The sequence below is a fragment of the Erwinia magellanica genome (genome assembly GCF_039023495.1).
Taxonomy (GTDB): Bacteria; Pseudomonadota; Gammaproteobacteria; order Enterobacterales; family Enterobacteriaceae; genus Erwinia.
The window spans coordinates 337188-359226 of record NZ_JBCHVC010000005.1; the positions used below are offsets into that span (position 1 = coordinate 337188).

Below are 22039 nucleotides of genomic sequence, written 5' to 3' on the forward strand. Positions count from 1 at the left end.
AAAGCGCAACAAGCCAAATACATTATGCATATGTCCGACTTAATGCCTCATTATCGCCCTCTTTTTATGGCAGACGTACAGATATCAGTGAGAATGCTCACAAAGGCAAGGGGAAAGCGGCGGGAGTGTGACCCCGGCCGCAGAACGGATCTGAACCGTGAGCCATCACGCAGCGTATTGGGCATTTGCCATAAGAATTACGTTTTTAAAGCCAGTTTATAGGGCTAAATGCCGATGTGTTACCTGAGCGCAGTTCATATACTTTTTAGCCACTGGAACAAAAAGATATTTTTTCTGCTGGGCGTTAACGATTCTGCAAAATAATCGCCGTGTTTAACCCAACATCATTCTGATACCCAACGCGATGTGTATGCCGTCCAGAGTGAGTTTGCCTGACCGCACTATTTCAGGAGTGTCTCATGAATTCAATCAACAGTGCTGCGAGCGCCGTGCAAAAAAAAAGTAATGCTCGCTACTGGATAGTGGTGATGTTATTTATCGTTACCTCTTTCAACTACGGGGATCGGGCGACCATTGCAATTGCCGGTTCCGCTATGTCCAAAGATATCGGGCTGGATCCGGTTGGCCTGGGCTATATCTTCTCCGCATTTTCCTGGGCTTATGTCATAGGCCAAATCCCCGGCGGCTGGCTGCTTGACCGCTTCGGCTCGAAAAAAGTCTATTTCTGGAGCATCTTCCTCTGGTCGCTCTTCACCCTGCTACAGGGGTTTGTTGACCTGTTCAGCGGCTTCACGGTCATTGCCGCGCTCTTTATGCTGCGCTTCCTGGTAGGGCTGGCAGAAGCGCCCTCCTTCCCCGGTAACAGTCGCATAGTGGCAGCCTGGTTCCCGGCACAGGAGCGCGGTACCGCCGTAGCGATTTTCAACTCAGCACAGTATTTCGCCACGGTTATCTTTGCGCCAATTATGGGCTGGCTGGTCTCGTCAGTAGGCTGGGCGCACGTCTTCTGGTTCATGGGCGGACTCGGTATCGTGATCAGCTTTATCTGGCTGAAAGTGATCCACGATCCTAATGACCACCCTGGCGTGAACAAAGCTGAGCTGGAGTACATGGAGCAGGGCGGTGCGCTGATCAACATGGATCAGAAAAAAGTCGAGCGGAAGGTGAGCTGGGCGGAGAAGAAATATCAGATCAAGCAGCTGGTCACCTCACGCATGATGATCGGTGTCTATCTTGGGCAGTATTGCATCAACGCATTGACCTACTTCTTTATCACCTGGTTCCCGGTCTATCTGGTTCAGGCTCGCGGCATGTCGATTCTGAAAGCGGGGATGGTCGCCTCTATACCCGCTATCTGCGGCTTCCTTGGCGGCGTCCTGGGCGGGATTATCTCCGACTGGCTGATGCGTAAAACCGGCTCGCTGAATATTGCCCGTAAAACTCCTATCGTGCTTGGCATGCTGCTCTCTATTTCGATGGTGGTGTGTAACTACGTCGATACCGAATGGGTAGTGGTGTTCTTTATGGCGCTGGCGTTCTTCGGGAAAGGAATTGGCGCCCTGGGCTGGGCGGTGATGGCAGATACTGCGCCTAAAGAGATTAGCGGACTGAGCGGTGGGTTGTTCAATATGTTCGGCAACATCTCCGGCATCGTTACCCCCATTGCTATCGGTTACATCATTGCCTCTACCGGCTCGTACAACGGTGCGCTGATCTACGTCGGCATTCACGCTTTTGTCGCCGTACTGAGTTACCTGGTGCTGGTGCAGGACATCAAGCGTATCGAACTGAAACATCTGTAAGGACAAGGTATGACCACGCAAAGCACTCCTGTTATTACCGGGATGAAAGTTATCCCCGTTGCTGGCCATGACAGCATGCTGCTGAATATTGGCGGTGCGCATGGCGCTTACTTCACCCGCAACATTGTAGTGCTGACGGACAGTGCAGGGCATACCGGGGTGGGTGAAGCGCCGGGTGGCGAAACCATCTACCAGACGCTGATGGCAGCCATACCCCTGGTAAAAGGCAAGGAAGTTGCCCGCATGAATCGTGTGGTGCAGGAAGTGCATAAGGGCAATCAGTCTGCTGACTTTGCTACTTTCGGTCAGGGTGCCTGGACGTTTGAACTGCGGGTCAATGCGGTGGCGGCACTGGAAGCCGCACTGCTGGATTTATTAGGTCAGTGCCTGAACGTGCCGGTGGCGGAGCTGCTTGGCCCCGGCAAGCAGCGTGATGAAGTCACCGTACTGGGTTATCTGTTTTATATCGGCGACCGTGAAAAAACCGATCTGCCTTACCTTGCCGGTGAGCAGACAGGGCATGAGTGGTATCACCTTCGTCATCAACAGGCGATGGACAGCGCCGCTATAGTGCGTCTTGCCGAAGCGGCGCAGGACAAATATGGCTTTAAAGATTTCAAGCTGAAGGGCGGTGTACTGCCCGGCGAGCAGGAGATTGAAGCGGCTAAAGAGCTGAAAAAGCGTTTTCCCGATGCCCGGATAACCGTCGATCCCAACGGTGCCTGGCTGCTGGACGAAGCTGTCGCCCTGTGTAAAGGCATGCAGGACGTTCTGACCTACGCTGAAGACCCTTGTGGCGCTGAGCAGGGCTACTCAGGCCGGGAAGTGATGGCCGAATTCCGGCGCGCTACCGGTCTGCCCGTGGCAACCAATATGATTGCCACTAACTGGCGCGAGATGAACCACGCAGTGATGCTGAATGCGGTGGATATTCCGCTGGCTGACCCCCATTTCTGGACGCTGAGTGGTGCGGTGCGCGTGGCCCAGCTCTGTGATGAGTGGGGGCTGACCTGGGGTTGCCACTCCAATAACCATTTCGACATTTCGCTGGCGATGTTTACCCACGTGGCTGCGGCCGCGCCGGGTAAACCCACCGCCATCGACACCCACTGGATTTGGCAGGAGGGCGATCAGCGCCTGACTAAAAATCCGCTGCAAATTACCAACGGAAAGATCGCCGTGCCGGACGCGCCAGGTTTGGGTATTGAGCTGGACTGGGCGCAGATTGAAAAAGCGCATGCGCTCTATAAAACGCTGCCTGGCGGTTCCCGCAACGACGCGGCCTCAATGCAATATCTGGTCCCTGGCTGGACGTTCGATCGTAAACGTCCCGCCTTTGGACGCTGAACCTAACTTGTAGAAGGAAGAGGGTATGATCCCGATTACAGGCACCCCATTAGTCACAGAAATGCAGGTTATTCCTGTGGCCGGTCACGACAGCATGCTGCTGAACCTGAGCGGGGCACACGCACCGTTTTTCACGCGAAATATTGTCATCATTAAAGACAACTCCGGCCACACGGGAGTGGGCGAGATCCCAGGTGGAGAGAAAATCCGCAAAACGCTGGAAGAGGCTGCCGCGCTGATTATCGGACACGGGCTGGGTGAATATAAAAACCTGTTAAGCCTTGTCCGCCAGACCTTTGCTGACCGGGATGCGGCAGGCAGAGGAAACCAGACGTTCGATCTGCGTACCACTATTCACGTGGTAACCGGAATTGAAGCCGCCCTGCTTGATCTGCTTGGTCAGCATCTTGGCGTGAACGTGGCCTCTCTGCTGGGCGACGGGCAACAGCGTGATGAAGTTGAAATGCTGGGATATCTGTTTTACGTAGGCGACAGAGGCAAAACCAGCCTGCCTTATCAAAGCCAGCCTGACGACAGCTGTGACTGGTATCGCCTTCGTCATGAAGAGGCGCTGACTCCGGAAACGGTGGTCCGGCTGGCGGAAGCGGCTTATGAAAAATATGGCTTTAACGACTTTAAACTGAAAGGCGGCGTGCTGGCTGGCAGCGAAGAGGCGGAAGCCGTCACTGCTCTGGCGAAACGCTTCCCGGATGCCCGTATTACCCTGGATCCCAACGGGGCCTGGTCGCTGAACGAAGCGATTACGTTGGGCAAACAGCTCAAAGGCGTGCTCGCCTATGCTGAAGATCCCTGTGGCGCGGAACAGGGCTATTCAGGCCGCGAGGTGATGGCGGAATTCCGCCGTGCCACCGGTCTGCCTACCGCCACTAACATGATTGCCACCGACTGGCGTCAGATGGGTCATACTCTCTCTTTGCAGTCAGTCGATATTCCGCTGGCCGATCCACACTTCTGGACCATGCAAGGCTCGGTGCGCGTGGCGCAAATGTGCCACGATTTTGGCCTCACCTGGGGTTCCCACTCTAATAATCATTTCGATATTTCTCTGGCGATGTTTACCCACGTGGCCGCTGCTGCCCCTGGCAAGATCACCGCTATTGATACCCACTGGATCTGGCAGGAAGGCAATCAGGGTCTGACCCGTGAACCGCTGCAAATTAAAGGCGGCAAGGTGCAGGTGCCAACCGTTCCCGGACTGGGCGTGGAGCTGGATATGGATAAAGTGATGCAGGCCCATCAGCTCTACCTTCAGCATGGGCTGGGCGCACGCGATGATGCGCAGGCTATGCAGTTCCTGGTGCCGAACTGGGCCTTTGATAACAAACGCCCTTGTCTGGTGCGCTAATTCTTTTCACAGGAGTTACTGATGAGCTATGTAAGCAATCCCAACAGTTTCCGTCAGCGCCTGCTGGCTGGCGAAACCTTGATTGGCAGCTGGTGTGCGCTGGCCAACCCGCTGACCACGGAAGTGCTGGGCCTGGCCGGGTTTGACTGGCTGGTGCTCGACGGTGAACACGCGCCGAATGACATCACCACTTTTGTGCCTCAGCTGATGGCCCTCAAGGGCAGCGCAAGTGCTCCGGTGGTGCGTCCGCCGACCAATGAGCCGGTGATCATCAAGCGTCTGCTCGATATCGGCTTCTCGAATTTCCTGATCCCCTTTATAGAAACCGAAGAGGAAGCCGTGCGCGCTGTGGCTTCAACCCGCTATCCGCCAGCCGGCATCCGTGGCGTGTCGGTTTCGCACCGCAGCAACATGTACGGCACGGTGCCGGACTACAACAGTACGATTAATGACAACGTGACGGTGCTGGTGCAGATCGAAACGCAGCAGGGCGTTGACAATATTGATGCTATTGCCGCTGTAGAGGGCGTGGACGGGATTTTTGTCGGGCCTGGCGACCTGTCAGCCGCCTTAGGATACCTCGGACAGCCAGCCCACCCGGAAGTGCTGAAGGTGATCAAATATCTGTTTGAGCGGGCAAAAGCCGCAGGTAAACCCAGCGGCATCCTGGCGCCGGTTGAGGTCGATGCCCGCCGTTATCTGGAGTGGGGCGCCGGATTTGTTGCCGTAGGCAGTGACTTAGGCGTCTTCCGTGGTGCCACGCAGGCACTGTGCGATCGCTTTAAAAAATAACCCCGTTTCTGGAGGAAACAAGATGAAAATTGGCTTTATTGGTCTCGGCATCATGGGCAAACCCATGAGCAAAAACCTGGTAAAAGCAGGCTATTCACTGGTTGTTCGCGACCACAACCCGGAAAACGAAGCGGAGCTGGTCAGCGCTGGCGCAACCACGGCTGGCAGCGCCAGAGAGGTTGCTGAGCAGAGCGATGTTATTATCACCATGCTGCCAAATTCCCCGCAGGTGAAAGAAGTGTTACTCGGTGAAGAGAGCGTTATTCAGGGCGCAAAACCGGGAACCATCATTATTGATATGAGTTCTATTGCGCCGCTGGCGAGCCGTGAAATTCATGATGAACTGGCGAAGAAAAATATCGCGCTGCTGGATGCACCGGTAAGCGGTGGCGAGCCTAAAGCGATTGAAGGCACCCTGTCGGTAATGGTAGGCGGCGACAAAGCGCTGTTTGATAAGTGTTACGACATCATGAAAGCGATGGCGGGATCGGTGGTGCATACCGGTGATATTGGCGCAGGCAACGTAACCAAGCTGGCTAACCAGGTGATTGTTGCGCTGAACATCGCAGCGATGGCTGAAGCGCTGACGCTGGCAACCAAAGCAGGCGTTAATCCTGACCTGGTGTATCAGGCGATCCGCGGCGGGCTGGCAGGCAGCACGGTGCTGGATGCCAAAGCGCCGATGGTGATGGAGCGTAATTTTAAACCTGGCTTCCGTATTGATCTGCATATCAAAGATTTAGCCAATGCGCTGGATACCTCACACGGCGTCGGCGCTCAGCTGCCTCTTACGGCAGCAGTAATGGAAATGATGCAGGCGCTGCGAGCCGATGGGCTGGGCACTGCCGACCATAGCGCGCTGGCTTGCTATTACGAGAAGTTAGCGAAGGTAGAAATCAGCAAATAGTCCCGTGGTCCGGCCTTTATGCAGGCCGGTAACGGCACTGCCTGGTAAACGCCAGGTTAACGCGCCCGGATACCGTATGAAAATAGTAATCGCACCGGATTCATATAAAGAGAGCCTGTCGGCTCAGCAGGTCGCCACACAGATCGAGCTGGGGTTTCGCGAAATTTTCCCCGACGCGCACTACGTCAAACTGCCGGTGGCAGATGGCGGAGAGGGAACTGTCGAGGCGATGGTAGCGGCAACCAGCGGCAAAATTATCCGGCTTGAAGTCACTGGCCCGCTGGGCGAACCCGTGAACGCCTTTTATGGCCTCTCCGGTGACGAAAGCTGTGCCTACATTGAAATGGCGGCTGCCAGCGGGCTTGAGCTGGTTCCTGCCGCCAGGCGCGACCCGCTGGTTACCACCTCCTGGGGCACGGGAGAGCTGATCCGCAGCGCACTTGATAAAGGCGTTAAGCATTTTATTATTGGCATTGGCGGTAGCGCCACCAATGATGGCGGGGCGGGTATGGTGCAGGCCTTAGGCGCGCAGCTGCTTGATAAGCAGGGCAGGCAGATTGGCTATGGTGGCGGGCAACTGCCCGAACTGGTCAGCATCGATATGAGCCAGTTTGATCCCCGAATTGCGCAATGTCGTTTTGAAGTGGCCTGCGATGTGACCAATCCGCTGTTGGGCAAAGAGGGCGCGTCAGCCATTTTTGGGCCACAGAAAGGGGCCACCGCAGAGCTGGTCGAACAGCTGGATCGGGCGCTGGCCCACTACGCTGAGGTGATCCACCGTGAGCTGGATATTGATGTGTTAACCATTGCCGGCGGCGGCGCAGCGGGCGGGATGGGCGTGGCGCTGCATGCGTTCTGTCAGGCCGAGCTGCGGCGGGGCATTGAAATCGTCACCGAAGCGTTAGGGCTGGATGAGCTGGTGCGTGACGCCTCGCTGGTTATTACTGGCGAAGGCCGGATCGACAGCCAGACCATTCATGGCAAGGTGCCGATAGGGGTGGCAAAGGTCGCTAAACGTTATAACAAGCCGGTGATAGGCATTGCAGGCAGCCTGACCCCGGATGTGGGCGTGGTGCATCAGCATGGACTGGATGCGGTGTTCAGCGTGATCTATACCATCTGTACGCTTGAAGAAGCGCTGGATAACGCTGCGGAAAACGTGCGCCTTAGCGCAAGAAACATCGCCGCCACCTTAGCCATTGGGCAGCAGCTGGCGTAGTCGTTTTCGCTACTCTTTACGCTGAAACAGGGGGACGAGGCTTATCGTCCCGCTTCGTTCGTGCGCCCGGTTAACAATACTTCTTTAATGGCCGTCAGGTCAGAAATTCCGTTTCTTGCACCGTGCCGGTAAACCCCGTTGGGCTGGCAGAACAGCCTCTCCGCTTCGTTGCGACTTTAACGGCTGAATTCTTTCACTGAGGGCTACAAATTAAGCCGTTTCTTCGCCAGCGTCGCCACGTTCTCCATCTCATCCAGCAGTTCAAACAGCTCCGGTTCGACTTCAACAATACTGTCATGTGTACGCAACCCCTGCTCAAGCTGTAGGCAAAGCTGCTTGAGTCTCGGCACGCCGCTGTAGCTGGCGCTGCCGTGCAGTTTATGGATGATATCCCTTAACGCCAGCGTGTCGCCCGCCGCCATGTGGCTCTCCACCAGCATATGAACTTCAGGCAGAAAATCGACCAGCATCCGCAACAGATCGCGCGCCAGGTCAGGTTTGTTTGCCGCCTGGCGCAGCGCCAGCTGCCAGTCCAGCGAGACGGGAACATCCTGAAGCTTCGCCGCCACCGCCCGTAAACCTGGCGTATAGCGGGCCAGCAGGTTGCTGAGTTTCGCCTCATCAATAGGCTTGGCGAGGTAATCCGTCATGCCAGCTTTAATCAGGTGTTCGCGTTCACCATCCAGCGCATGGGCAGTCACTGCCACAATGGGCGTGGTAGCGTGCTGCGGGAAGCTGCGGATCATCTCACCGGCGCGAATGCCGTCGATATTCGGCATCTGAATATCCATCAAAATAATATCCAGCGGCTGTTTGCTGGCCTGCTGAATGGCCGCTTCACCGCTGTCGCACAGCACAATGTTTTCCACCTGCTCCTCCAGCAGCGCACCAATCAGCTTGAGGTTGGCGGGGTTATCGTCCACGGCCATCACCGTCAGGGGCAGACGATGGCGGGCAGGGCGGTAGTCACTCTCCCGCGTATGGTTCTCAATCAGTACCGGCAGCAGTCTGGTCAGACTCACTGGTTTAATCAGGCAGGCGCTGACGCCACGGGCTTTAAGCTCCTCTGCGTAAATCTGCATCTGGCAGGGAAGCGCCATAATCAGGCTGTCGGCGCGTTTAAGCGCGGGCAGCAGCAGCTCTGGCGAGAGTTCGCGGTCGGCCTCTTTGGTGACGGGCAGCCCCATCAGCAGCGCATCAAAGTGGCTGTCCGGCAGGCCATCCAGCGTGGTGCTGTAGCTCACCTCCATCTGCGTGGCGCCCAGCATCTCCAGCGTTGCTTTCGCCGCCGCGCTGTTGGCCTCAACATAGGCCAGCCGCTTGCCCATCAGACAGGCGGTAGCGCGAGGATCGCTGGCCGCATTAGGATTCAGCACCAGATTGACGTTAAACCAGAAAGTGGAACCATGATTAAGGCGGCTGTGCAGCGAGATTTCGCCGCCCATTTCATTCACCAGCTTCTGAGTGATCACCAGCCCCAGCCCCGTACCGCCGTGCCGTCGGGAAATGCTGGCATCCGCCTGGCGGAAAGCCTGGAAGAGCTGCGACTGCTGTTTCTCACTGATGCCAATGCCCGTGTCGTGTATCTGCACTTCCAGATTGACGCGGTTAGTGCTCAGCGAGCGCATCTCAATGCGAATATCAATATTGCCGCGCTCGGTAAACTTAATGGCGTTGCCCAGCAGATTGATGATGATCTGTTGCAGGCGCAGCGGGTCACCGATGGTGTTGTCCGGCACCTCTGGCTGAATACTCAGCGTCAGCTCAAGCCCCTTCTCGTGCGCCGACTGCGCCAGTAATACCACCACCTCATCCAGCGTGGCACGCAGCGGGAAAGGAATGGTTTCCAGCACCAGCTTGCCCGCCTCCAGCTTGGAAAAATCGAGCACGTCATTGATGATGCTCAGCAGATTGTTGGCCGACCGCTCAATGGTATGCAGGTAGTCGCGCTGGGTGATGTTCAGCGGCGTTTTCAGCGTCTGACGGGTAAAACCGATCACGCCGTTCAGCGGGGTTCGCAGTTCATGGGACATATTCGCCAGAAACTCCGACTTGATCCTGGCCGCTTCCTGCGCGCGCTTTTTAGCCAGGTCCAGCTCGACGTTCTGGATTTCCATCTGCTCCAGCGTCTCGCGCAGATCGGAGGTCGCCTGGTCGATGTTCTGCTGCATCTCTTCATGATAAGCGGTCAGCGACATCGCCATTGAGTTGATGCCATTCTTCAGCATATCGAGTTCGCCAAGCATATAGCCGCTGACGCGGCTGTCGAGTTGACCACGACGAATACGATCAACCGTGCTGACCATATCCCGGATTGGCCCGGTCACATCACGCATCAGTCGATAGGCAAACAGCATTGCCAGACAGAGGCAGAACAGCAGCAGCAATGTTGAGACAAAAACCTCTTTGTACTGTTGCAGGCGGACAGATTGCAGATCCAGCTCTATAGCGACGTAGCCCAGAGGATTGCCATTGGGCTTGGCATCTTCGCCGGGCGACTCGTCGGGATAATAACTCTCCGAGACGATTGGCGTTCGCAGAATGACCGAATTGCCCTGACGCTCGTAGCTGAAGGCGTGGGGTAATTTTTCCTGCGGAGGCATCCTCAGCTTTTCCGCATTGAGGTGATAATTTGAGGTAACAAAAAGCTGATTTTGCGCATCAAAAATAGAGATGGCCCGGACGATATCAGAATGACGGCGATGCAGCAGGCTGACCAACTGGCGCACCGACTCTTTACTGTGAAACGTCATGCCATATTCGCTGGAGACCGCCAGCGGTTCAATGATGTTAGCGCCCGCATCGATCAGCTGCCGCTGTAGCTCGTTATAGCGATGCACAATGAAAAAGGTACTCAGCAGCAGGCCAATCATCAGGGTGGGTGCCAGGATTAAAATCATCATCCGCGCCCGCAGGCTGTATTTGGTCATAATCTTCCTGTTACGAAATCGCGCCCGTTGGGCTGCTCTGCGGGTCGAATAAATCCGGAGGCTGGTGTAGGCTACGCACGCTTTTTGATGGCTGACACCGCTTACGACTTTCGGGATAAACGAATAATGGCGCAATTCTACTCTGCAAAACGGCGCGTGACGACCCGCCAAATCATCACCGTGACCGTCAGCGACCTCGACGCGTCAGGCCAGGGCGTTGCCAGGCATAACGGTAAAGCGCTGTTTATCAGCGGAGCACTGCCTGGCGAGCAGGTAGAAGTGGAGATTGTTGAGGACAAACGCTCGTGGGCGCGCGGCAAGGCAAAAAAAATCCTCAACGCCAGCCCGGATCGCGTTACGCCTCAATGCCCTCATTTCAGCCAGTGCGGCGGCTGCCAGCAGCAGCATGTCGCGCCAGCCCTACAGCAGAGCAGTAAAGCGAAGGCGCTTTCCCGCCTGATGAGCCAGGGCACCGGCGGGCAGGTTGAGGTCGGCAATATTTTTTTCGGTGAGCCTTATGGCTACCGACGCCGCGCCCGCCTGGGGCTGAGCTATCATCCGCGCAGCAAAACGTTACAGATGGGATTCCGCCAGGCGGGGTCAAATAATCTGGTTTCTCTGACGCAATGCCCTATTTTGAAGCCCGAACTTAATGCGCTGATCCAGCCGCTGCATCAGGTACTAAGCACGCTACAGGCGGTGAGCAAGCTGGGACATGTGGAGCTGGTGCTGGCAGATAACGGCCCGCTGCTGGTTCTGCGTCATCTTGAGCCATTAATTACTGGTGACCGACAAAAACTGGAACAGTTTTCGCATAAGCATCAGGTGGCGTTATACCTCGCCCCGGAGAGCGATCTGCTTGAGCAGGTTAACGGCGAGATGCCGTTCTACCGTATCCACGATTTAAAGCTAACATTCAGCCCACGCGACTTTATTCAGGTAAACGCGGAGCTGAATGAAAAAATGGTCAGCGAGGCGCTAAGCTGGCTGGATTTGCAGCCGGACGATCGGGTACTGGACCTGTTCTGCGGGATGGGAAACTTCACGCTTCCTTTAGGAAAGCGCGTAGAAAATGTCACGGGTGTGGAGGGGGTTGCAGCATTAACGGCAAAGGGTGCGTATAATGCGCTTCTGAATAATCTTAATAATGTGACCTTTTTTCAGCATAATCTTGAGGAAGAGGTTACCCGGCAACCGTGGGCCGCACAGGGATTTAACAAGGTTTTACTCGATCCGGCCCGCGCCGGAGCGGCAGGAGTGATGTCTCACATCATTAAACTTGCGCCGGAACGTGTGGTCTATGTTTCCTGTAATCCGACTACACTTGCCAGGGATAGTCAGACACTTCTGACATCCGGCTACCAATTGGAAAGGATTACCCTGCTTGATATGTTTCCGCATACCGGGCATATGGAATCAATGGTGTTATTTAGCCGAAAACAGGCCCCCGGAGGGGGCTAAGTCAGGAGAGGTTATGGTTGCGGTAAGAAGTGCGCATATGAACACGGCTGGCGAATTTGCGATTGACCAATGGATCGCAAGTCTTGGGATCGCTAATGAGCTGTCATGTGAACGCCTGGCCGAGACCTGGCGTTATTGCGAAGAGGTCACCCGTAACCATCCTGACGCCGCCCTGCTGCTCTGGCGGGGCGTGGAGATGGTGGAGATCCTCTCAATGCTCAGCATGGACAGCGAAAGCCTCCGCGCCGCGCTGCTCTTCCCTCTGGCCAACAGCAATGTGGTTTCTGAAGAGGTGCTGGAAGAGCAGTTTGGTAAGGCGATCGTCTCGCTGGTTCACGGCGTGCGTGATATGGATGCCATTCGTCAGCTGAAAGCGACCCACAATGACTCCATGGCCTCTGAGCAGGTGGATAACGTCCGTCGCATGCTGCTGGCGATGGTCGAAGATTTCCGCTGCGTGGTGATCAAGCTGGCCGAACGTATTGCCCATCTGCGGGAAGTGAAAGACGCGCCGGAAGATGAGCGCGTGCTGGCTGCCAAAGAGTGTACAAATATCTACGCGCCGCTGGCGAACCGGCTGGGGATTGGCCAGCTGAAATGGGAGCTGGAAGATTTCTGCTTCCGTTATCTGCATCCCGATGAATACAAACGCATCGCTAAGCTGTTGCACGAGCGTCGTATCGATCGCGAACAATATATCGATACCTTTGTGCAGTCTCTGCGCACCGAAATCGTTAAAGAGGGGGTAAAGGCTGAAGTGTATGGCCGCCCTAAGCACATCTACAGCATCTGGCGTAAGATGCAGAAGAAGTCGCTGACCTTTGACGAGCTGTTTGACGTACGCGCCGTGCGCATCGTCGCCGAACGTTTGCAGGACTGCTACGGCGCGCTGGGGATAGTGCATACCCTCTATCGCCACCTGCCCAGCGAGTTCGATGACTACGTTGCCAATCCTAAACCCAACGGCTATCAGTCTATCCATACCGTGGTACTGGGGCCGAAGGGCAAGACGGTTGAAATCCAGATCCGTACCCGCCAGATGCATGAAGATGCCGAGCTGGGCGTGGCCGCGCACTGGAAATATAAAGAGGGCGGCGGCGGCAGCGCGCGTGGAGCTTCAGGCCATGAAGAACGAATTGCCTGGCTGCGTAAGCTGATCGCCTGGCAGGAAGAGATGGCGGACTCTGGCGAAATGCTGGATGAAGTGCGTAGCCAGGTCTTTGATGACCGGGTGTATGTCTTTACCCCCAAAGGGGACGTGGTGGATCTCCCGGCCGGTTCCACGCCGCTCGACTTTGCCTACCATATTCACAGCGATATTGGTCACCGTTGTATCGGCGCCAAAATTGGCGGCCGCATCGTGCCCTTTACCTATCAGCTACAGATGGGGGATCAGATTGATATCATCACCCAGAAGCAGCCGAACCCAAGCCGGGACTGGCTCAACCCCAATCTGGGCTATGTCACCACCAGCCGTGGCCGGTCAAAAATTCACGCCTGGTTCCGCAAGCAGGACCGCGACAAGAATATCGTAGCGGGCCGGCAGATCCTCGACAGTGAGCTGGACCACCTCGATATCAACCTGAAAGAGGCGGAAAAGCTGCTGCTGCCGCGCTACAACGTTAACTCGCTGGAGGAGCTGCTGGCAGCGATTGGCGGCGGAGATATTCGCCTCAATCAGATGAGCAACTACCTGCAATCGAAGCTGCACAAGCCCAGCGCCGAGGAAGAAGATCGCGAGGCGCTGCGTCAGCTGACGCAGAAATCTGCCGCGCCGCGCAGCAAAGAGAGCGGCAGGGTAGTGGTGGAGGGCGTGGGTAATCTGATGCACCATATTGCCCGCTGCTGCCAGCCGATCCCTGGCGATGATATTGTGGGCTTTATTACCCAGGGGCGGGGAATTTCGATTCACCGTGCTGACTGCGATCAGCTCACCGACCTGATGTCGCATGCGCCGGAGAGGATCGTGGACGCGGTCTGGGGGGAAAGCTACTCCAGCGGCTATTCGCTGGTGGTCAGAGTCACTGCCAACGATCGTAGCGGCCTGCTGCGCGATATCACCACCATTCTGGCCAATGAAAAGGTTAACGTGCTTGGCGTTTCCAGCAGGAGCGATACCAAAAAGCAGCTGGCTACCATCGATATGGATATCGAAATCTACAATCAGCAGGTGCTGGGCAGGGTGATAGCGCGGTTAAATCAGGTGCCGGATATCATTGATGCCAGAAGACTCCATTAATTTTTCAGCTGGCTGATTTACTGGCCATTTTCGTCCCGACAACGCCCGGCCTGGCTACATATTTTCTGTATGCTGCCAGGCCGAGCGCTGGCGGGACGTAACTGCCTGTGACAGTAACGCCACCACGCAGAGAGAGATAAGCTTCAAACTGCCGTACTCCTCCCCATCCGGTTGCCTCTCCACCCTTTTTCAGGAAAAGTCGCGGCGACTGCGGCCCTACAATTTTGGCTTTCGCTTCCCAACGGTTATGCTGCCTCCAACAAGATAAACTTTTCAGGAAGTGACCATGAACGCACTCGATCGCCTGCTGGGCATCATGAAAACCCTGCGCGATACCGAAAACGGCTGCCCGTGGGATCGCGAGCAGAGCTACGCCACCATTGCCCCCTATACCCTTGAAGAAACTTACGAAGTACTGGATGCCATCAGTCGGGAAGATTTTGCCGATCTCAGAGGCGAACTGGGCGATCTGCTCTTCCAGATTGTGTTCTATGCGCAGATTGCTGATGAAGAAGGGCGGTTCAACTTTGAAGATATCTGCCAGACCATCTGCGACAAGCTGGAGCGGCGTCACCCGCATATCTTCGGCGAGGCGAAGGTCAGCGGCAGCGAGGAAGTGCTGATCAACTGGGAGCAGATTAAAACCAGCGAGCGGGCAGCGAAAGAGCAGCACTCCGCGCTGGACGATATTCCGCGCGCCTTGCCTGCCCTGATGCGTTCGCACAAAATCCAGAAACGTTGCAGCAACGTCGGCTTTGACTGGAAAACCCTGGGGCCGGTGCTGGACAAGGTGTATGAAGAGATTGACGAAGTGATGCACGAAGCTAACCAGGCGGTTATCGACGAGCAGAGGCTGGAAGAGGAGATTGGCGATCTGCTGTTTGCCACCGTTAACCTCTCACGCCATCTTGGCAGCAAGGCGGAAACGGCTTTGCAAAAAGCCAACGATAAGTTTGAACGCCGCTTCCGTCAGGTGGAGCAGATTATCACCTCTCAGGGGCTGAAAATGCAGGAGGCGACGCTGGAGCAGATGGAAGCCGCGTGGCAGCAAATCAAGGCAAATGAGTAGCTGACTCGATTCAACAAAAGTGTGATGCAAGTCAACCTCCCTTACCCGCAAATCGGGTAAGATTTTGACGGTCAATGCGATGGATGCCAGCTATCCAGAAACGATTAATTGTGGCACTGCGGGGATTCGGGTAGACTGTTTTCCCGTCCTGGTTATTCCATCGTCTTTAAACCTACTTTCTCAGGTTCAGCATGACAACGAACTATATTTTTGTGACCGGCGGGGTCGTATCCTCTCTGGGTAAAGGCATTGCCGCAGCCTCCCTGGCCGCCATTCTCGAAGCACGTGGTCTTAATGTGACCATCATGAAGCTGGACCCGTACATCAACGTCGATCCGGGTACCATGAGTCCCACACAGCACGGCGAAGTGTTCGTCACCGACGACGGCGCTGAAACCGATCTCGATTTGGGTCACTACGAGCGTTTCATCCGCACGAAGATGAGCCGTCGTAACAACTTCACCACTGGCCGTATCTATTCAGAAGTCCTGCGCAAAGAGCGCCGTGGCGACTATCTGGGCGCGACCATTCAGGTTATTCCGCACATCACCAATGCCATCAAAGAGCGCATCATCGAAGGCGGTGAAGGCCACGATGTGGTGCTGGTGGAGATTGGCGGAACCGTAGGTGATATCGAATCCCTGCCGTTCCTGGAAGCGATCCGTCAGATGGCGGTCGACGTTGGCCGTGAACACACGATGTACATGCACCTGACGCTGGTGCCTTACATGGCGGCTGCGGGTGAAGTGAAAACCAAACCTACTCAGCACTCCGTAAAAGAACTGCTCTCTATCGGCATCCAGCCAGATGTGCTGATTTGCCGTTCCGACCGTGCCGTACCGGCTAACGAACGCGCAAAAATCGCCCTGTTCTGTAACGTACCGGAAAAAGCAGTTATCTCGCTGAAAGATGTTGATTCCATTTATAAGATTCCTGGTATGTTAAAATCCCAGGGTCTGGATGATTATATCTGCAAGCGCTTTAATCTGAACGCCCCGGAAGCGAACCTGGCCGAATGGGAACAGGTGATTTACGAAGAAGCCAATCCGGGCGGTGAAGTCACTATCGGTATGGTCGGCAAATATGTTGAGCTGCCGGATGCCTATAAGTCAGTGATTGAAGCGCTGAAGCACGGCGGCCTGAAAAACCGCGTGACGGTCAATATCAAGCTGATCGATTCGCAGGATGTGGAGTCACGCGGCGTCGAATTACTGAAAGATTTGGATGCTATCCTCATTCCAGGCGGCTTCGGCTACCGCGGTGTGGAAGGCAAGCTGATGACAGCCCGTTATGCGCGTGAGAACAACGTTCCTTATCTGGGCATCTGCCTGGGTATGCAGGTTGCGCTGATGGAGTTCGCCCGTAACGTTGCGGGCATGGAAGGCGCTAACTCTACGGAATTTGTGCCAGAATGTAAGTATCCGGTGGTGGCGCTGATCACCGAATGGCGTGATGAAGAAGGCAACGTTGAGCAGCGTACCGAGCAGAGCGATCTGGGCGGCACCATGCGTCTGGGGAGCCAGCAGTGTCAGCTGACCACCGACAGCCTTGTGCATCAGCTCTATGGTTCCGACACTATCGTTGAACGCCATCGCCATCGCTATGAAGTGAACAATATGCTGTTGAAGCAGATTGAAGCGGCTGGTTTACGTGTGGCAGGACGCTCCGGGGATGACCAGCTGGTAGAGATCATTGAGATCCCGAACCACCCGTGGTTTGTTGCGTGTCAGTTCCATCCGGAATTCACCTCAACGCCGCGCGACGGTCACCCTTTGTTCGCGGGCTTTGTTAAAGCCGCCAGCGACTACCAGAAGCGTTTGGCAAAATAAGTATTTTCATAACCACGCCCGAACTTTCCGGGCGTTGTTTGTCTGAGTTTCTAGATAACTTGTACTGAGGAAAAACTAATGTCCAAAATCGTTAAAGTCATTGGTCGCGAAATCATCGACTCTCGCGGAAACCCGACCGTTGAAGCTGAAGTGCACCTGGAAGGCGGTTTCGTTGGTATGGCGGCTGCGCCATCAGGCGCTTCTACCGGTTCTCGCGAAGCGCTGGAGCTGCGTGACGGTGACAAATCTCGTTTCCTGGGTAAAGGCGTGACTAAAGCAGTTGCTGCGGTCAATGGTCCAATCGCTGATGCGGTGACCGGTAAAGACGCGAAAGATCAGGCAAACATCGATAAAGTAATGATCGATCTGGACGGCACCGAGAACAAATCCAAGTTTGGCGCTAACGCCATCCTGGCCGTTTCTCTGGCTGCGGCTAAAGCTGCCGCAGCAGCAAAAGGCATGCCGCTGTATGAGCACATTGCTGAGCTGAACGGTACCCCTGGCAAATTCTCTATGCCACTGCCAATGATGAACATCATCAACGGTGGCGAGCATGCCGACAACAACGTCGACATCCAGGAGTTTATGATCCAGCCTGTGGGCGCGAAAACCCTGAAAGAAGCCATCCGTATGGGTTCTGAAGTATTCCACACCCTGGCGAAAGTGCTGAAGTCTAAGGGCATGGGCACCGCAGTAGGCGACGAAGGCGGCTACGCGCCTAACCTGGGTTCTAACGCCGAAGCGCTGGCTGTTATCGCTGAAGCGGTAAAAGCAGCAGGCTACGAGCTGGGCAAAGACATCACTCTGGCGATGGACTGTGCAGCTTCTGAATTCTACAAAGACGGCAAATATGTGCTGGCGGGCGAAGGTAACAAAGCCTTCACTTCAGAAGAGTTCACGCACTTCCTGGAAGACCTGACCAAACAGTACCCAATCGTCTCTATCGAAGATGGTCTGGATGAATCTGACTGGGATGGTTTCGCATACCAGACCAAAGTGCTGGGCGACAAAATCCAGCTGGTGGGCGACGACCTGTTCGTGACCAACACCAGGATCCTGAAAGAAGGTATCGACAAAGGCATCGCTAACTCCATCCTGATCAAATTCAACCAGATCGGTTCTCTGACCGAAACTCTGGCTGCGATCAAAATGGCAAAAGATGCAGGCTACACCGCGGTGATCTCTCACCGTTCAGGTGAAACTGAAGATGCTACTATCGCTGACCTGGCGGTAGGTACTGCTGCGGGCCAGATCAAAACCGGTTCTATGAGCCGTTCTGACCGTGTTGCCAAGTATAACCAGCTGATCCGTATTGAAGAAGCGCTGGGAAGCCGTGCGCCATTCAACGGTCTGAAAGAAGTTAAAGGTCAGTAATGACCTGATTCCCCGGCCCGATAAGGGCTGAGGAATGCCAGCTAAAAGCGAGTCAGGCCCGGTTCTCCGGGCCTGACTTTTTTTATGCCTTTTTCAACCCACCCGCCACCAGTCGGCCCTGATGGAAGCCAGCCTGTACCTCCGGCACGCGGGCGACAGCTTCCGCAGAACAGCTTGCCGCTACCAGTATCATCTCCGCAGGGTCATTCACCTTCGGCCACTGCCGCTTTCCTGACGCATCCAGCGGCAGAATATTGCCGGTAGCAATGGCCAGCGAACGGGTGAGGCCGAATTCGTCACTGTTGCCATAGAGCTGCGCGTAAAGGTTGGCTTTCTCCAGCATGCTGCCCGTGCCGAAGGGCGACCAGTGATCGATCACGCTGTCGGTGCCTGTCATAACCCTTACCCCTTTCTCCGTCAGCTGCGGCAGCGGCATAACACCTTTACCAATCGGCACCGTAGAGGCCACCGAAAATTGCTGCTTAGCCAGCCCCTCAATCACCTCATCAAGCTCTTCATCTGCCATTACCGACAGCGCAAAAGCGTGGCTCAGCGTCACTTTGCCCCTGAGCTGCGGGTTCTGCTCTACGGTGCGGATCATATATTTAATAGCGGCAATGCCCGCCGGGGTGGTTTCGTGCAGGTGAATATCCACACCTTTTTGCGTATCCAGGGCAATGCTGAACATCGCATCCAGCGACTTCTCCATCGCGCCATCCACATTAGTCGGGTCGAGGCCGCCCACAAACTGCACGCCCATCTGCATCGCTTCCCGCATCAGACTATCAACCTTTGAGTGCAGCAGGCCATGCTGAGGAAAGGCGACAATTTCACAGCTGAAATCCTGCTGATGCTTTTGCAGCGCAATCTGTAAATGCTCAAGGCTTTTCAGACCGCTTACCGGGTCGATATTGCAGTGGCTGCGCGCCACCGTGGTGCCTTTGGCCTGGAGCAGCCTGATAATAGCCTCAGCATGTTCAACCGAGTGCGGCAGCAGCCTTGGGATAATGGTTTGCTCACGGGCAATCATATCCATAATGGTTTTGCCTTTTCTCGGACGCGGCGCTTGCCACGGGCCGCCGTAAAAGGTTTTATCCAGATGAATGTGCATATCGCGGGTAGCAGGCAGCAGCAGCAGGCCGCCCGCGTCAAACGCTGGCAGTGCGCTTGCGGTTCGGTCTTTTACCGGCTGAATAGCAACCAGAGCGCCGTTATTAACCTCCAGATCATAGAGTCCGGTTCGCGTGGCAATAACGCTGTCACCCTCATATTCAAATCCCTCCTCAAGGCGGACGTTTTGCAGCCGGTAATGTGGCGAGCTGATGGCGTTGACTTCACCTTTATCCTCACAGGTGGGGGTGGCCGGGCTGCCCGTTGCAGCAGCTGCCATCCCGGAGGCAAGCAGGGCGCTGCCCGCGGTCATGCGGGCAGTTTGTGACAGAAAATTCCGGCGGCTTTGATAAAGAGTTTGCACGTAAGTCTCCTTTTATTGGCGAGTCAGTAGCCAATATACGCACTTCAGGATTGCTAGCAATCCTGATGCAGTAAAAGCGTTGTCTGCCTCTCTTTAACCGGTATGGTCAGAGTGGTGCCAGGGTTTATCTGAAAAAATAACCAGTTTGCTGGCCGTGATTTCACTATTACTCTTTATATTCATAGAGTTGCGGGAGTCGTGGCAGGATACAGATTGGTCTGATTTGTGTTAAGGAGGGCGAAATATCGGGTAAATATATGTAAATTCGCCGTAACTAATTGTCCTCAGGGCCAGTTTAAAATGAAATACAGGGCAGATGTAGATGGATTGCGGTCGTTGGCAGTACTGCCGGTAATCGCCTATCACATGGGGGCAGGCGGCATTCCGGGCGGGTTTACCGGCGTGGATATCTTCTTTGTGATCTCGGGCTACCTTATTTGCGGCATTATTTACAATGGCGCTACCAGTAATACCTTCTCTTATCTGGAATTTTACAAACGCCGCTGTTTACGTATTCTGCCTCCGCTGTTTGTGGTGCTGCTGAGCACGCTGGCCTTTGGCTACTATCATCTTCTTCCGGCACAGTTCAGCGATCTCAGCGACAGTACGCTGGCTACGCTGCTCTTTTCATCCAATATCTTCTTCTGGAAAACCACGGGGTATTTTGCCGGATCGGCAGAGTTAAAGCCCCTGCTGCATACCTGGTCGCTGGCCGTTGAGGAGCAGTTCTATATTATCTTCCCGGTGATACTGCTTTTCGTGGTGCGCTTTTTCCGCCAGCGTGCCACCCAGGTGATGCTGCTGATTATCGCCGTTTCCCTGCTGCTGAGCATTTACGCCGTCACGCGCAAACCTACCTTTACTTTCTATATGTTGCCAACCCGAGCCTGGGAACTGGCACTGGGCGGGATCATCGCCGTGGCGGGTCTGGAAGCGAAGATGAGCAACGTCTCACAGGGGATCAAACACCTGATGAGTCTGGCAGGCCTCGCGCTGATCCTCTTTGGCTTCCTGTGGCTGGATACCGGTAAGCCGTTCCCGGCATGGAATGCTCTCTGGCCTTGCCTGGGCAGCTTTCTGATTATCCTGGCGGGCCAGCAGGCGGCGGTATCGCGCGTGCTGGCATTAAAGCCGATCGTTTATATCGGTATGATCTCCTACTGCCTCTACCTGTGGCACTGGCCGATTATCGTATACAGCCGGATGTTCTTTAATTTCGCTCCCGGTCTCCGGGAAGCGGTGATCATCGGACTGACCTTTGGGCTGGCGATAGCTTCCCGCTACCTGATTGAGATCCCGTTCCGCTATAAGCTGGCGGTTGTCCGCTCCGGAAGGATTGTTACCGCCTCAGTGATGGGGCTGGTGGTGTTGGCATCCGGTGCGCTCTATAAGGGACATGTTGATAACAACGCCGGGCAGTTCTCTGCACAAGCGCTGGCTCTGGCTAAATATTCTCAATACAAAGAGATGCCGGAATTTAACTATCAGTACCGGCTGGGGCGCTGCTTTGTCGACGGCAAGAGCCAGGAAGATAAGCCTTACGACCGCGATTACTGCCTGAAGACCTCCGCTTCCGCCAAAAATTATATCCTGATAGGGGACAGCCATGCTGCGCATCTCTGGCGCGCGCTGAGTCTGGCAGCAGGGCAGGGCGTAAACGTGATTCAGGCAACCTCCGCCGGGTGTAAGCCTTTATACCAGCAGGCGCTGCGTAATCCCTGCTCCGACCTGGTCGATTACCTCTATGGCTCATGGGTCCCGCAGCATAAAATTGACGGCATTATCATCTCTGCCCGTTGGGCGCCGGAAGATATCGCCCCCCTCAAGGAGACGTTAAAGCACCTTAAAAGCGTGTCGGATAACGTGATTGTGATGGGGCCGACCATTGAGTATTCAGAATCGCTGCCGGATCTGCTGGCCTACCAGACCGATGGCCGCAAAGATCTGGTCGCCGCTTCCATTGACCACAGCATTAAAGCCACGGACAGCGCCATGAAACAGGCGATGCAGGATGTCACCACCCGTTATATCTCGGTCTATGCGATTATCTGTCCGGGCGATATCTGTCGCGGGCTGGCGTCCGACGGGCATCCCATCTCAAATGACTACGGGCACTTTACCTTAAGCGGCGCGAAGGATGTGGCGAATCAGGCTATTGTCGAAATGCATCGGGACGCGTTTATGTAAGGCGGCTACCGCTGCGGGCTGGGGGTGCCCGGCAGCGGGATGCTTATGCTGTTCAGCGCCGGTTATGTGGCCGACACCGGCA

The 22039-nt window shown here is 55.3% G+C and carries 14 protein-coding genes; 12 read left to right on the forward strand and 2 right to left on the reverse strand.

Annotation, left to right across the window (positions count from 1 at the left end):
* The first annotated feature begins 419 nt into the window (after positions 1 to 419).
* The 6 genes from AAH450_RS18435 (at position 420) to AAH450_RS18460 (ending at position 7394) form a co-directional block, all read left to right on the forward strand.
* On the forward strand, positions 420 to 1763 hold the full coding sequence (locus AAH450_RS18435) for an MFS transporter (protein ID WP_342911515.1): 1344 nt from the start codon (positions 420 to 422) through the stop codon (positions 1761 to 1763).
* 9 nt (positions 1764 to 1772) lie between these two features.
* Entirely contained in the window at positions 1773 to 3110 is a 1338-nt protein-coding gene (locus AAH450_RS18440) for an enolase C-terminal domain-like protein (protein ID WP_342911516.1), read from the forward strand.
* A gap of 25 nt (positions 3111 to 3135) precedes the next feature.
* On the forward strand, positions 3136 to 4476 hold the full coding sequence (gudD, locus tag AAH450_RS18445; protein WP_342911517.1) for a glucarate dehydratase: 1341 nt from the start codon (positions 3136 to 3138) through the stop codon (positions 4474 to 4476).
* A 21-nt stretch (positions 4477 to 4497) separates the two neighbouring features.
* Positions 4498 to 5268, forward strand: a complete 771-nt coding sequence (gene garL / locus AAH450_RS18450) for a 2-dehydro-3-deoxyglucarate aldolase (RefSeq protein WP_342911518.1) — start codon at positions 4498 to 4500, stop codon at positions 5266 to 5268.
* A 22-nt stretch (positions 5269 to 5290) separates the two neighbouring features.
* Complete coding sequence (garR, locus tag AAH450_RS18455; protein WP_342911519.1) at positions 5291 to 6175, forward strand: 2-hydroxy-3-oxopropionate reductase; 885 nt, start codon at positions 5291 to 5293, stop codon at positions 6173 to 6175.
* Positions 6176 to 6251: 76 nt separating this feature from the next.
* Positions 6252 to 7394 (forward strand): glycerate kinase, encoded by a 1143-nt coding sequence (locus AAH450_RS18460; protein WP_342911520.1) that lies wholly within the window; start codon positions 6252 to 6254, stop codon positions 7392 to 7394.
* Positions 7395 to 7597: 203 nt separating this feature from the next.
* On the opposite strand, the gene barA is transcribed toward AAH450_RS18460, so the two are convergent.
* A complete protein-coding gene (gene barA, locus AAH450_RS18465) occupies positions 7598 to 10324 on the reverse strand; it encodes a two-component sensor histidine kinase BarA (protein WP_342911521.1) in 2727 nt (908 codons plus the stop codon).
* A gap of 126 nt (positions 10325 to 10450) precedes the next feature.
* Between barA and rlmD the strand changes: the two genes are divergently transcribed.
* From rlmD to eno, 5 genes are all read left to right on the forward strand, one after another.
* Entirely contained in the window at positions 10451 to 11785 is a 1335-nt protein-coding gene (gene rlmD / locus AAH450_RS18470) for a 23S rRNA (uracil(1939)-C(5))-methyltransferase RlmD (protein ID WP_342911522.1), read from the forward strand.
* A gap of 13 nt (positions 11786 to 11798) precedes the next feature.
* The gene (gene relA / locus AAH450_RS18475; protein WP_342911523.1) at positions 11799 to 14024 is read left to right on the forward strand and encodes a GTP diphosphokinase; all 2226 of its coding nucleotides are present in this window, start codon (positions 11799 to 11801) and stop codon (positions 14022 to 14024) included.
* Between the two features lie 286 nt (positions 14025 to 14310).
* Positions 14311 to 15093 (forward strand): nucleoside triphosphate pyrophosphohydrolase, encoded by a 783-nt coding sequence (gene mazG / locus AAH450_RS18480; protein ID WP_342911524.1) that lies wholly within the window; start codon positions 14311 to 14313, stop codon positions 15091 to 15093.
* 191 nt (positions 15094 to 15284) lie between these two features.
* Entirely contained in the window at positions 15285 to 16922 is a 1638-nt protein-coding gene (gene pyrG / locus AAH450_RS18485; protein ID WP_342911525.1) for a glutamine hydrolyzing CTP synthase, read from the forward strand.
* Between the two features lie 78 nt (positions 16923 to 17000).
* Entirely contained in the window at positions 17001 to 18296 is a 1296-nt protein-coding gene (gene eno, locus AAH450_RS18490) for a phosphopyruvate hydratase (RefSeq protein ID WP_342911526.1), read from the forward strand.
* An 82-nt stretch (positions 18297 to 18378) separates the two neighbouring features.
* On the opposite strand, the gene AAH450_RS18495 is transcribed toward eno, so the two are convergent.
* Positions 18379 to 19719 (reverse strand): amidohydrolase family protein, encoded by a 1341-nt coding sequence (locus AAH450_RS18495; protein WP_342911557.1) that lies wholly within the window; start codon positions 19717 to 19719, stop codon positions 18379 to 18381.
* A gap of 351 nt (positions 19720 to 20070) precedes the next feature.
* Here AAH450_RS18495 and AAH450_RS18500 point away from each other — a divergent pair, with 351 nt between their 5' ends.
* A complete protein-coding gene (locus AAH450_RS18500) occupies positions 20071 to 21957 on the forward strand; it encodes an acyltransferase family protein (protein WP_342911527.1) in 1887 nt (628 codons plus the stop codon).
* Positions 21958 to 22039: the final 82 nt, after the last annotated feature.

What these genes read in the sequence shown, in the direction of transcription:
- AAH450_RS18460 (WP_342911520.1), top strand. Translation starts at nt 6,252, where the DNA reads ATGAAAATAGTAATCGCACCGGATTCATATAAAGAGAGCCTGTCGGCT.
- pyrG (WP_342911525.1), top strand. Translation starts at nt 15,285, where the DNA reads ATGACAACGAACTATATTTTTGTGACCGGCGGGGTCGTATCCTCTCTG.
- AAH450_RS18435 (WP_342911515.1), top strand. Translation starts at nt 420, where the DNA reads ATGAATTCAATCAACAGTGCTGCGAGCGCCGTGCAAAAAAAAAGTAAT.
- relA (WP_342911523.1), top strand. Translation starts at nt 11,799, where the DNA reads ATGGTTGCGGTAAGAAGTGCGCATATGAACACGGCTGGCGAATTTGCG.
- mazG (WP_342911524.1), top strand. Translation starts at nt 14,311, where the DNA reads ATGAACGCACTCGATCGCCTGCTGGGCATCATGAAAACCCTGCGCGAT.
- AAH450_RS18440 (WP_342911516.1), top strand. Translation starts at nt 1,773, where the DNA reads ATGACCACGCAAAGCACTCCTGTTATTACCGGGATGAAAGTTATCCCC.
- AAH450_RS18495 (WP_342911557.1), bottom strand. Translation starts at nt 19,719, where the DNA reads ATGACCGCGGGCAGCGCCCTGCTTGCCTCCGGGATGGCAGCTGCTGCA.
- eno (WP_342911526.1), top strand. Translation starts at nt 17,001, where the DNA reads ATGTCCAAAATCGTTAAAGTCATTGGTCGCGAAATCATCGACTCTCGC.
- garR (WP_342911519.1), top strand. Translation starts at nt 5,291, where the DNA reads ATGAAAATTGGCTTTATTGGTCTCGGCATCATGGGCAAACCCATGAGC.
- rlmD (WP_342911522.1), top strand. Translation starts at nt 10,451, where the DNA reads ATGGCGCAATTCTACTCTGCAAAACGGCGCGTGACGACCCGCCAAATC.
- gudD (WP_342911517.1), top strand. Translation starts at nt 3,136, where the DNA reads ATGATCCCGATTACAGGCACCCCATTAGTCACAGAAATGCAGGTTATT.
- barA (WP_342911521.1), bottom strand. Translation starts at nt 10,324, where the DNA reads ATGACCAAATACAGCCTGCGGGCGCGGATGATGATTTTAATCCTGGCA.
- garL (WP_342911518.1), top strand. Translation starts at nt 4,498, where the DNA reads ATGAGCTATGTAAGCAATCCCAACAGTTTCCGTCAGCGCCTGCTGGCT.
- AAH450_RS18500 (WP_342911527.1), top strand. Translation starts at nt 20,071, where the DNA reads ATGAAATACAGGGCAGATGTAGATGGATTGCGGTCGTTGGCAGTACTG.